At 64.3% G+C, this 11,539-nt stretch carries 14 protein-coding genes; 12 read left to right on the top strand and 2 right to left on the bottom strand.

Annotated features, from left to right (window positions below):
- The first annotated feature begins 5 nt into the window (after positions 1-5).
- The 3 genes from ACYP5B_RS37015 (at position 6) to ACYP5B_RS37005 (ending at position 2,281) form a co-directional block, all read left to right on the top strand.
- Positions 6-665: an HAD-IA family hydrolase gene (locus ACYP5B_RS37015; protein WP_400101150.1), complete on the top strand. Its 660-nt coding sequence runs from the start codon at positions 6-8 to the stop codon at positions 663-665.
- Positions 658-1,050 carry a Rieske (2Fe-2S) protein gene (locus ACYP5B_RS37010; RefSeq protein WP_318231403.1) on the top strand — a complete coding sequence of 131 codons (393 nt, stop codon included), beginning with the start codon at positions 658-660 and terminating at the stop codon, positions 1,048-1,050. The genes ACYP5B_RS37015 and ACYP5B_RS37010 overlap by 8 nt, the downstream gene beginning before the upstream one ends.
- A gap of 61 nt (positions 1,051-1,111) precedes the next feature.
- Positions 1,112-2,281, top strand: coding sequence for a S49 family peptidase (locus tag ACYP5B_RS37005; protein ID WP_400101152.1), 1,170 nt, complete (start codon positions 1,112-1,114; stop codon positions 2,279-2,281).
- 81 nt (positions 2,282-2,362) lie between these two features.
- Here ACYP5B_RS37005 and ACYP5B_RS37000 read toward each other — a convergent pair whose 3' ends face one another.
- Together ACYP5B_RS37000 and ACYP5B_RS36995 are read right to left on the bottom strand one after the other, a co-directional pair.
- Positions 2,363-3,094: an SAM-dependent methyltransferase gene (locus ACYP5B_RS37000; protein WP_318231401.1), complete on the bottom strand. Its 732-nt coding sequence runs from the start codon at positions 3,092-3,094 to the stop codon at positions 2,363-2,365.
- 52 nt (positions 3,095-3,146) lie between these two features.
- A complete protein-coding gene (locus ACYP5B_RS36995) occupies positions 3,147-3,746 on the bottom strand; it encodes a Maf-like protein (RefSeq protein WP_267606455.1) in 600 nt (199 codons plus the stop codon).
- 272 nt (positions 3,747-4,018) lie between these two features.
- Here ACYP5B_RS36995 and ACYP5B_RS36990 point away from each other — a divergent pair, with 272 nt between their 5' ends.
- From ACYP5B_RS36990 to ACYP5B_RS36950, 9 genes are all read left to right on the top strand, one after another.
- On the top strand, positions 4,019-4,615 hold the full coding sequence (locus tag ACYP5B_RS36990; RefSeq protein ID WP_459572892.1) for a DUF177 domain-containing protein: 597 nt from the start codon (positions 4,019-4,021) through the stop codon (positions 4,613-4,615).
- 119 nt (positions 4,616-4,734) lie between these two features.
- The gene (rpmF, locus tag ACYP5B_RS36985; RefSeq protein WP_006158597.1) at positions 4,735-4,914 is read left to right on the top strand and encodes a 50S ribosomal protein L32; all 180 of its coding nucleotides are present in this window, start codon (positions 4,735-4,737) and stop codon (positions 4,912-4,914) included.
- A gap of 323 nt (positions 4,915-5,237) precedes the next feature.
- Entirely contained in the window at positions 5,238-6,314 is a 1,077-nt protein-coding gene (gene plsX / locus ACYP5B_RS36980) for a phosphate acyltransferase PlsX (RefSeq protein WP_400100945.1), read from the top strand.
- A gap of 59 nt (positions 6,315-6,373) precedes the next feature.
- Entirely contained in the window at positions 6,374-7,354 is a 981-nt protein-coding gene (locus ACYP5B_RS36975) for a beta-ketoacyl-ACP synthase III (protein WP_400100943.1), read from the top strand.
- Between the two features lie 72 nt (positions 7,355-7,426).
- Complete coding sequence (gene fabD / locus ACYP5B_RS36970; protein ID WP_459572891.1) at positions 7,427-8,362, top strand: ACP S-malonyltransferase; 936 nt, start codon at positions 7,427-7,429, stop codon at positions 8,360-8,362.
- A gap of 15 nt (positions 8,363-8,377) precedes the next feature.
- Positions 8,378-9,127 carry a 3-oxoacyl-ACP reductase FabG gene (fabG, locus tag ACYP5B_RS36965; RefSeq protein ID WP_318231396.1) on the top strand — a complete coding sequence of 250 codons (750 nt, stop codon included), beginning with the start codon at positions 8,378-8,380 and terminating at the stop codon, positions 9,125-9,127.
- 169 nt (positions 9,128-9,296) lie between these two features.
- Positions 9,297-9,536: an acyl carrier protein gene (gene acpP, locus ACYP5B_RS36960; protein ID WP_009522116.1), complete on the top strand. Its 240-nt coding sequence runs from the start codon at positions 9,297-9,299 to the stop codon at positions 9,534-9,536.
- A gap of 199 nt (positions 9,537-9,735) precedes the next feature.
- The gene (gene fabF, locus ACYP5B_RS36955) at positions 9,736-10,968 is read left to right on the top strand and encodes a beta-ketoacyl-ACP synthase II (protein ID WP_267603784.1); all 1,233 of its coding nucleotides are present in this window, start codon (positions 9,736-9,738) and stop codon (positions 10,966-10,968) included.
- 52 nt (positions 10,969-11,020) lie between these two features.
- Entirely contained in the window at positions 11,021-11,488 is a 468-nt protein-coding gene (locus ACYP5B_RS36950) for a hypothetical protein (RefSeq protein WP_459572890.1), read from the top strand.
- The last annotated feature ends 51 nt before the right edge of the window (positions 11,489-11,539 follow it).

Below are 11,539 nucleotides of genomic sequence, written 5' to 3'. Positions count from 1 at the left end.
TATAAATGGCCAGGCAACGCTTCGACCTGATCGTGTTCGACTGGGATGGAACCCTGATGGATTCCACCCCGACCATCGCCAAGTGCATCCAGCTGGCCAGCCGCGACCTTGGCCTGCCGGTGCCCGACGACAGTGCCGCCAGCCACGTGATCGGACTGGGACTTAAGGACGCGCTGTCGTACGCCGTACCGACGCTGGATCCCGTCGACTATCCCAAGCTGGCCGAGCGCTACCGCTTCCACTTCCTGACCCGCGACGCCGAGCTGGTGTTGTTCGACGGAGTGCGCGAGATGCTGGAAGCCCTGCACGCCGAGCACTATTTCCTTGGTGTGGCCACGGGCAAGACCCGCGTCGGCCTGCAGCGCGCCCTGGAGGCGACCGGCCTCGTGCGCCTGTTCGACGGCACGCGTTGCGCCGACGAGACCTTCTCCAAGCCTCACCCGGCCATGCTGCAAGAGCTGACTCGCGAGCTTGGGCAGGATATGGAGCGCACGGTGATGATCGGCGATACCACCCATGACCTGCAGATGGCGGCCAATGCCGGCGCGGCGGGGATCGGCGTAGGCTATGGCGCCCATCCCGCGGACGCCCTGCGCGCGATGGCGCCGCTGCATTGCGCGTCGTCCATCGCCGACCTGAAGGACTGGCTGCTGACGCATGCTTGACGCCATGGGCCCGGGGATGACGGGCGAGCGCCGCCTGTGCGCGGCCGAAGACCTGGCTGAAGGTGGCGCCGGGGTCCGCTTCGTGGTCGAGGTTGGTGGGCGCTCGTTGAGCGCGTTTGTCGTGCGCTTTGAGGGGGGCGTCCATGGCTACCTGAACCAGTGCGCCCACGTGCCGATGGAGCTCGATTGGCAGGAGGGACAGTTTTTCGAGTCCTCGGGCCTATACTTGATGTGCGCGACACATGGCGCGGTTTATGCACCGGACAGTGGCTTGTGCGTGGGCGGCCCTTGTCGGGGCGCTTCATTGTCCAAGCTGCGCGTCGAAGAGCGCGACGGCGATGTGTACTGGTTGCCGGAAAGTCCATACGAAGCACCCGCGGGCTAGCGGGCAGCCGGCAGACGCGGCGCCCGGCCAGCCTATCTATTCATAATCAAGAGCCAATTGCATGACTGAACAGCAAAAACCGCCGCAGGACGAATCCGGCAAGGCGCAGGAACCGGCGGCTCCTGCCGGCGCCGGGGCGTCCGGGGCGGGGGATGACCGGCTGGAAACCGCCTCGCAGGCGGATTTCCCGCTGGAGCAAGAGCTGCGTGCCGGCGATGCTGCTTCGCAGAAGGAAGCCAGTCAGCGCAAGGCGCGCTTGGCCGGCCGCGACGTCGGCCCGGTCCCCACGGGGACTGGCTGGGAGCGGGATGTGCTTGAGAGGGTGCTGATGGCGACGCTGCGCGAGCAGCGCGCGGCACGCCGCTGGCGCATATTCTTCCGCTTTGCCGGGCTCGCCCTGCTAGCGCTGATTTTCCTTGCTGTTTTCGACTTCAAGGGCGACGGCACGATTGCCACGAGCGGTCGCCACACGGCGATGGTGTCGCTCGACGGCGAGATCGCTGCCGGGACGCCGGCCAGCGCCGAATCGATCAACGCGGCCCTGCAGGCTGCGTTTGCCGATACCAATGCCGCTGGCATCATCCTCAAGATCAACTCGCCGGGCGGCTCGCCGGTGCAGGCCGGCATGATCAATGACGAGATCCACCGCCTGCGCACGCTTTATCCCGCCAAGCCGTTCTATGTGGTGGTGGAGGAGATTTGCGCCTCGGGCGGCTATTACGTGGCCGCGGCGGCCGACAAGATCTATGTCGACAAGGCCAGTATCGTCGGCTCGATCGGCGTACTGATGGACGGCTTTGGCTTCACCGGCCTGATGGACAAGCTGGGTGTGGAGCGCCGGCTTTATACCTCCGGCGCCAACAAGGGCATGCTCGACCCGTTCTCGCCGCAGGTGCCCCGGCAGAAGCAATACGCCGAAACCATGCTCAAGCAGATCCACCAGCAGTTCATCGACGTGGTCAAGGAAGGCCGTGGCGATCGCCTGAGGGATGATCCGGATCTGTTCTCCGGCTTGTTCTGGTCCGGCGAGCGCAGCGTTGAGCTGGGTCTGGCCGACGGCCTGGGCAATGCGGACTATGTGGCGCGGGATCTCTTCAAGGCCGGGGATATTGTCGACTACACCGTCAAGGAGAACATCGCGGAGCGAGTGGCCAAGCGTTTCGGCGCGGCGATGGGCACGGCGGCGATGAAGACCATGTTGTTCGGCACGCGCGTGCAGGCCATGCACTAGACAAGCAAGCCGGCTCGGTGCAGAAAATGGGGCGGAAACGCCCCATTTTCTGTTCATTTTTTTCGCTTGCCGGCAGGCAGCTCAGGCTGCCAGCAGTGAAAAGATGGCCGGGCGCTTGTTCAGCGCCAGCCGCTCTGGGCGCCAATCGGAAATGGGCAGCGTGACGATGGCCTCGCTTGGCAGGGTCAGGTCTACCGCGATCGACAGCAGGCTGGTGCCTGCGCAATGCTGGCGCATGGCCTCCAGCAAGGGGCCATTGCGGTAAGGCGTCTCGATCCAGACCTGGGTCTGGCGTGCCTTGCGCGATAGCTGCTCCAGCTCGCGCAGGCGCTTGGCGCGCTCGCCGGCGTCCACCGGCAGGTAGCCGTTGAAGGCAAAACTCTGGCCGTTGAGGCCCGACGCCATCACGGCCAGCAGGATCGAGCTCGGGCCCACCAGGGGGCGCACGCGCACGCCCTTGGTGTGAGCCAGGCGCACCAGGTTGGCACCGGGATCGGCCACCGCCGGCACGCCGGCCTCCGACAGCAGGCCGCCGTCGCGCCCTTCGCGGATCGGCGCCAGCAGCGCGGCCAGTTCGCCTTCCCGCGTATTGACATTGAGCTCGCGGATCTCGATCTGCTGGATCGGTTTGGCCAGGGGGCAGGTTTCGCTGAGTTTCTTCAGGAAGGCGCGTGCCGTCTTGGCGTTTTCCGCCACCAGGTAGTCCAGGCTGGCAGTGATTTGCTGCACGCCCGCCGGAATGACATCCGCCAGCGGGTCGAACTCGTCGCGTTTGCCCAGGGTGTTGGGGATCAGGTACAGGGTGCCGCTCATGCTTGGGTTCTCATTTGTCTTCTGTGGCTTAGGCGCAGGGTGGGCGAAGCCCTCAGTCCTGGAAGAAGGGGTAGCCGGCCTGGCGCAGCATATTGGTCAGCGCGATCAGGGGCAGGCCCACCAGCGCGGTAGGATCGTCGGACTCCATATGCGAGAGCAGGGCGATGCCCAGTCCTTCGGATTTGGCGCTGCCCGCGACATCATAAGGGCGCTCGATGCGCAGGTAGGCATCCAGCTCCTGGTCGGGAAGGTCGCGGAAAGTCGCGCGCGTCTGGATATCCGCCAACTGGGCCTCGCCGCTACGACTGTCAAGCAGGCACAGCGCCGAGTGAAAAGTGACGGTGCGCCCGCGCATCCACTGCAATTGCGCCAAGGCCTTCTCGTGGGAACCGGGCTTGCCAATCTGCTTGCCGTCCAGCGTGGCGACCTGGTCGGAGCCGATGACCAGGGTGCCAGGATGCCGCTCGGCAATGGCCAGTGCCTTGGCGTGGGAGAGCCGGAGTGCGGTGGCTTCAGGGCTTTCGCCGGGCTGCGGGGTTTCGTCGATGTCGGGAGTCGCCACCTCGAAAGGAATGCGCAGGCGTTCCAGCAATTCGCGGCGATAACGTGAGCTGGAACCCAGGATCAGGGTGGGGCGGGAAGTTTGCGACATAAGTAATTGAGCGAAAAGGGAAAGCGGCGAATGGGCGTCTTCCAAAATTTTGACCGCAGCAGAAGAATCGACGTATAATCTCCCGTTTAGCCAAGCAAGTCCGGCGCAATACCGTGTTTTTTCGGTGTTGTGTAGCTTCCGAGTCACGTTTCGATAGCGCCAATACATGTGCGCGCATGTGGCATGTGTATACGCAGCGCAGAAAATGCGTAGAAAGCACGTCGAAACCGCGATCCTCCGGGAGGCCTCCCGGCATGACGGCACGATAAGACATGACCCAGCCGATTGACCTGCGCGCGCTCGATCTCTTCGCGTTTTGCCGCGCTGGCGACGCCGCCACCGGCGAAGTTGCTGCACGCGATTTGCCGCGCATCATAGCCGAGACCGCGGCGCAAGCGCCAGCATCGGCGCCGGACGAGGTGTTCAGCTACACGCTCTCCGGCTTTGTCGAGGAAGAGGCGAACGAGCCCGGCAAGCCCGCGGTGGAGCGCCTGTTCATCGACCTGGCGGTGAATGGCCGGGTCTGGCTCGATTGTCAGCGCTGCCTGCGGGTCTACGAGCAGCCGATCGCCACGGACATGTGTTTCGAGGTGGTCGCCAGCGAGGCGGATGCCGATGCGGCGCCCATGGACGACGATGAACTCGATGTGATCGTCGGCTCCAAGCGTTTCGACCTGCTGACGCTGATTGAAGATGAAGTGCTGCTGGCTTTGCCGGTGGCGCCCAAGCATGACGTTTGCCCCACGGTGCACGAAAGTCTCGTGACCGGGGTGGACGGACAGGCCGAACCTGAACCAGAGGTTCTGCCGGAAGAAGAAAAACGGCCTTCGCCCTTTGCGGCGCTGGCCGGCCTGAAGACGAAGCACTGAAGCCGGTTCGCCGGCATCTGGCAGCGTTTGAGGGCACCAGGATCAGCATCCGGCCGGGCCCGGCTACGCCTCGTGCGGGATGCGTGTGTTACCATTGAAAAATTCTCGAAGGAGTCATCATGGCAGTTCAACAGAACAAGAAGTCGCCCTCCAAGCGCGGCATGCATCGCTCGCACGACCACCTGACCACGGCAGCGCTGGCAGTGGAACCGACCACGGGCGAAACCCACCTGCGTCACCACGTGAGCCCGAACGGCTACTATCGTGGCCGCAAGGTCATCAAGACCAAGAACGACTGACAGATCGTTCGGCGTGACTTTGCGTCTCGTACGCGCACGTTGGTAGGTCAAAAACAAAAAAGCGGCAAAATCGTTGCCGCTTTTTTGTTGCGCGCTCGCAGCGCAAACCGTAGCGCAGGCTTCCATCAGGCCGATTTGCGCCGCCGGCTCAAGCTGAGTGCATGGCTACGCGCCATGCGCGGCGGCGAGGGCGGCGCCAGATCTTGCCGTGTAGCGCTCCGGGAGTGCCGTCGGGTTGCCACCGGCCGGTCAGGCTCATGCCTGCCCGGCTCGGGAGCCAGGATTTCAAGTCACGCCGACAAGCGCTTCTGCACCAGGAAACAATGACGATCAAACTAGCTATCGACTGCATGGGTGGCGATCACGGTGTCTCCGTGACCGTACCGGCGGCGATCAGTTTTCTCTCAAGCCATAGCGACGCCGAAGTGGTGCTGGTCGGCTTGCGGGACAGCATCGAGCCGCAGCTCAAGAAGCTGCACGCGCTCGACCATCCGCGCGTGCGCATTGTGACCGCGTCCGAAGTCATCACCATGGATGACCCCGTTGAGGTGGCACTGCGCAGGAAGAAGGATTCCTCGATGCGCGTGGCGGTGACCCAGGTGAAGGAAGGGCTGGCTGGCGCGTGCATCTCGGCTGGCAATACCGGAGCCCTGATGGCGGTGTCGCGCTATGTGCTCAAGACGCTCGAAGGCATCGAGCGGCCGGCAATCGCCACCACCATCCCCAACGAGCAGGGCTGGGGCACCACGGTGCTCGACCTCGGCGCCAATGCCGACTGCGAGCCCGAGCACCTGCTGCAGTTCGCGCGCATGGCCGAGGCCATGGTGGCGGTGGTGGATCACAAGGAGCGACCCAGCGTCGGCCTGCTGAACATCGGCGAGGAAGTGATCAAGGGCAACGACGTGGTGAAGCGCGCGGGTGAGCTGCTGCGCGCATCGGAGCTCAACTTCTACGGCAACGTGGAGGGCAATGATATCTTCAAAGGCACTACCGATATCGTGGTTTGCGATGGCTTCGTCGGCAACGTCGCGCTAAAGAGCAGCGAAGGGCTGGCCAAGATGATCGCCAACATGATCAAGGAAGAATTCACGCGTTCGTGGTTCACCAAATTGCTGGCAGTGCTGGCCTTGCCGGTGCTCAAGCGGCTGTCCCGGCGCCTGGACCCGGCGCGCTACAACGGCGCGTCCCTGCTCGGGCTGCGCGGACTGGTCATCAAGAGCCACGGCTCCGCCGATGCCCACGCTTTTGAGTGGGCTATCAAACGCGGGTATGATGCGGCCAGGAACGGTGTGATCGAACGCACCATCCAGGCTTTCGCCAACAAGGCAGGTAACAGCACCCCGGCTACCGGCCCGCAGTCAGGCGCCCAGGATTCCAGTCCAAGCCCGCACGCCGCCTGAGGTCCTGATGTAGATGCTACGGGCAACGACCCGTGGCCACACGATCGATCCGACATTACATGACAAGCTACGCAAAAATCATCGGTACCGGGAGCTATTTGCCTCCGCGGCGTGTCACTAACCACGATCTCGCGGCGCAACTGGCTGAGAAGGGCATCGAGACCAGCGACGAATGGATCTTTTCGCGCAGTGGCATCTCTGCCCGCCATTGGGCAGAGCCGGATGTCACCAGCAGCGACCTCGCGGTCAAGGCAGCGGAGCGCGCGCTGGAGGCGGCCGGCATCGATCGCCAGAGCATCGACCTGATCATCGTCGCTACGTCCACGCCCGATTTCGTCTTCCCGAGCGCCGCCTGCCTGGTGCAGCAAAAGCTTGGCATCACCAACCACTGCGCGGCGTTCGACCTGCAGGCGGTGTGTTCCGGCTTTGTCTACGCGCTGGCCACGGCCGAGAAGTTCATCCGCAGCGGCTCGCATCGCAACGCGCTGGTCATCGGCTCCGAAGTGTTCTCCCGCATCCTGGATTTCAACGACCGCACCACCTGCGTGCTGTTCGGCGACGGTGCCGGCGCGGTCGTGCTGTCGGCCTCCGAGGAGCCCGGCATCCTGTCGTCGGCGATGCACTCCGACGGCAGCCATGTGGATATCCTGTGCGTGCCGGGCAATGTCTCCGGCGGCAATATCACCGGCAACCCATTCCTGCACATGGACGGCCAGGCGGTGTTCAAGCTGGCGGTCACCGTGCTCGACAAGGTCGCGCGTGAAGCACTCGCCGGCGCGCAGTTCCCGGCGGACAAGGTCGACTGGCTGATCCCGCACCAGGCCAATATCCGCATCATGCAAAGCACGGCCAGGAAGCTTGGCCTGCCTGTGGAGCGCATGGTGGCTACGGTGCATGAGCACGGCAACACCTCGGCTGCCTCGATCCCGCTGGCGCTTGACGTGGCGGTGCGCGATGGCCGCATCGGCGCCGGGCATCACGTGCTGATGGAAGGCGTCGGCGGCGGCTTCACCTGGGGCGCGGTACTGCTACGCATGTAATATTCGGGCCGGCGCCGCGGTGTCATGCCGCTGCGCCGACCTGGCGCCATTCATCTTTACGATTCGATTGCGATGAAATTCTCCTTTGTATTCCCAGGGCAAGGCTCGCAGGCAGTCGGCATGCTCAATGCTTTTGCCGACAATGCGGTAGTCCGCGCCACGCTGGACGAGGCATCCGCCGCGCTCGGGCAGGACCTGGGTCGACTGATCACCGAAGGCCCGGCCGAGGACCTGAGCCTCACCACCAACACGCAACCGGTGATGCTGACTGCCGCGGTGGCCATCTACCGTGCCTGGCTCGACGCCGGCGGCCCGGCTCCGGCCGTGGTGGCGGGGCACAGCCTGGGTGAGTATTCCGCGCTGGTGGCGGCCGGGGTGATCCCCTTCGCTGACGCGGTGCCGTTGGTGCGCTTTCGCGCACAAGCCATGCAGGAAGCCGTGCCGGTGGGCGAGGGCGGCATGGCGGCCATCCTGGGCCTGTCCGACGATGACGTGCGCGCCGCTTGCGCTGAAGCGTCCGCGACCGGTGCCGGCGTGGTGGAAGCCGTGAACTTCAACGCCCCGTCGCAGGTGGTGATCGCCGGCAACAAGGCTGCCGTGGAGAAGGCCTGCGAACTGGCCAAGGCACGTGGCGCCAAGCGCGCGCTGCCGCTGCCGGTGTCGGCGCCGTTCCACTCATCGCTGCTCAAGCCCGCATCGGACCGCCTGCGCGAGCGCATGGCCGGCATGGCGTTTGCCGCACCGTCGATTCCGCTGGTGAACAACGTCGATGTCGCCATCGTCAACGACCTGCAAGCCATCAAGGACGCGCTGGTCCGCCAGGCCGCAGCCCCGGTGCGCTGGGTCGAGTGCGTGCAGAAGATCGCTGCGCAAGGCGTGACCCATGTGATCGAGTGCGGCCCCGGCAAGGTGCTGGCCGGCATGACCAAGCGTATCGACGGCAACCTGGTGGGCGGGGCGATCTTCGATCCGGCCTCCCTGCAGGAAACGCTGGCGCTGCTGAAGTAAATAAGGACCAACGCAATGACAAAATTTCTGGAAGACCAGGTCGCGCTGGTGACCGGCGCATCGCGCGGCATTGGCCGCGCCATCGCACTGGAACTGGCCGCCCAGGGCGCCACTGTGGTGGGTACCGCCACCAGCGAGGCGGGCGCCGCTGCGATCAGCGAGTACCTGGCGGCAGCCGGCGGCAAGGGTCGCGGCGCCGTGCTCAACGTCAATGATGCGGCGGCTTCCGAAGCGCTGATCGACGAGCTGGTCAAGACGCATGGCAGCCTCGGCGTGCTGGTGAACAACGCCGGCATCACCCAGGACCAGCTCGCCATGCGCATGAAGGATGAGGACTGGAGCGCGGTGATCGAGACCAACATGACGGCGGTGTTCCGCCTGTCGCGTGCCGTGCTGCGCCCGATGATGAAGGCCCGCGGTGGCCGTATCATCAACATCACTTCGGTGGTCGGCTCGACCGGCAACCCGGGCCAGATGAACTACGCGGCGGCCAAGGCCGGCGTGGAAGGCATGAGCCGCGCGCTGGCGCGTGAGATCGGCAGCCGCAACGTCACCGTCAACTGCGTGGCGCCGGGCTTTATCGATACCGACATGACCAAGGTTCTGTCGGAAGAGCAGCATGCGGCACTGAAGACGCAGATCCCGTTGGGCCGGCTCGGCCAGCCGGAAGACATCGCGCATGCGGTGGCCTTCCTGGCAGGTCCGCAGGCGGCCTACATTACTGGTACAACGCTCCATGTGAATGGTGGCATGTACATGAATTGATCACCTTGCGCAGCGTCGGGTTCGATGGAGAAGCCCGTAGAAGCTGTGTGAAGTGGTTATTTTTAAAACTGATCGGGCGCTGTTCTTGCAAGAGAAGGCAGGGGGCATTTTTATGGCCCAAACCTGCTAAAATGCGCCCACTTTTTGTCGAACTTCCCTGGAGGGTTACATGGACAATATCGAACAACGCGTCAAGAAAATCGTGGCAGAGCAACTCGGCGTGGCCGAGGCAGACATCAAGACCGAATCCTCGTTCGTGAACGATCTGGGCGCTGACTCGCTCGACACGGTTGAACTGGTGATGGCGTTGGAAGATGAATTCGGCATGGAAATTCCTGATGAGGAAGCCGAGAAGATCACGACCGTGCAACAGGCAATCGATTACGCCACTGCACACGTCAAGGCCTAAGCCTGTCGTATCTGAATTCCGAGCCACAGAAGGCAGGCGCGTGGACCCATGGGTCCGCTGCGCTGTTTTCTGTGGCTTTCGTCTGTTCGAAGAAGCACAATTGGATGCGTTGCGCCGGCATCGGTGCAGCCAGCTGCTGGCCGTTGGCCGGCATCGATTCCCAATCCGGTTTTGCTTCACGTACCCGTAGGAAATCATAGTGAGCCGTCGTCGCGTCGTCGTCACTGGGCTTGGCCTTGTGTCTCCGGTCGGAAACACGGTTGCCGAAGGCTGGGCCAACCTGGTTGCCGGCAAGTCTGGCATTGCCACCGTCACCAAATTCGATCATTCCGCGCTTGCCGTGCACTTCGCCGGCGAGGTCAAGGGGTTCAATGCCGAGGACTACATCCCGGCCAAGGAAGCCCGCCATATGGATACCTTTATCCACTATGGCATCGCAGCGGGTTCGCAAGCGCTGAAGGATAGCGGCTACGAAGTGACCGAAGCCAATGCGGACCGCATTGGCGTGCTGGTCGGATCGGGCATCGGCGGGCTGCCGATGATCGAGGATACCCACGCGGAGCTGACCAATCGCGGTCCGCGTCGGATCTCCCCGTTCTTCGTGCCGGGCTCGATCATCAACATGATCTCGGGCCACCTGTCCATCATCCATGGACTCAAGGGCCCCAACCTGGCCGCGGTCACGGCTTGCACCACCGGCCTGCACAGCATTGGCCTGGCGGCCCGCCTGATCCAGGCGGGGGATGCCGACGTGATGCTGGCCGGTGGCGCTGAATCCACCGTCTCGCCGCTGGGCATCGGCGGTTTCGCCGCCGCGCGCGCGCTGTCGACCCGTAACGATGACCCCGCTGCCGCCTCCCGCCCCTGGGACAAGGATCGCGATGGCTTCGTGCTGGGCGAGGGTGCCGGTGTGGTCATGCTCGAGGAGTACGAGTCGGCCAAGGCTCGCGGCGCCAAGATCTATGCGGAGCTGATTGGCTTCGGCATGAGCGGCGACGCTTACCACATGACCGCGCCCAATATGGACGGTCCCCGCCGCTGCATGGCCAACGCCCTCAGGGACGCGGGCATCAATGCGGACGAAGTCGGCTACCTGAATGCGCATGGCACCTCGACTCCGCTTGGCGACAAGAATGAGACCGAGGCTATCAAGCTGGCCTTTGGCGATCACGCCTACAAGCTGGCGGTCAATTCGACCAAGTCGATGACCGGCCACTTGCTGGGCGGCGCGGGCGGGCTTGAGTCGGTCTTCACCGTGCTGGCGCTGCACCACCAAGTGTCGCCGCCGACCATCAACATCTTCAACCAGGATCCCGAGTGCGACCTGGATTACGTGGCCAATACGGCACGTGACCTGAAGATCGACGTGGCGGTGAAAAACAACTTCGGCTTCGGCGGCACCAACGGCACGCTTGTCTTCCGTCGCGCCTGAACCCGGCGGCCGCCGGGTGGCTTCCCCTTTGCGTTCGGTCAGGGCCCATCCCTTGCGGTGGGCCTTGGCGCTGTTCCTGGCCTGCGAGCTGGCAACGTTCGCGTTGCTGGCCCGGCAAGGCGTGCGGGAGCTGGGGCGCTCGGCGCAAGGCTGGGATTCAACGCAGTGGTTGTTGGTAGGCGGCCTGGCCGGGTTGTGCGGCTGGCTGGCCTGGCATTGGCCCACGCTCTGGCGCGGTGCCGCCTGTACGTACGGCGGCCTGGCGCAAGGGCGGGACCGCACGGGCCGGCCGGGCATCCTGGTCGATATGCCGGACGGCCGCCGCGCGATAGCGCGGGTGGAATCCAGCTGGGAACTGGGCAAGCTGGCGCTCGTGCTGGCCCTGGAACCGGTGGCCGGACGGCCGCCGCGTGTGCTGGTGGTCAATCGTGCATTTGCCGGCGCCAGCGCTTTGCGCGCCTTGAGGCGCACCATTCGGGTTGCGCGCCGCGAAGTCCCGGCGACCGACGAGGCCGGTTGATGCGCGACCATTTCAACCATTCTTCACAATATGCGTTGCAACGCACTGACC

This window comes from Cupriavidus sp. 8B, from assembly GCF_054589115.1.
This window is presented reverse-complemented; position numbering and strand designations above follow the sequence as displayed.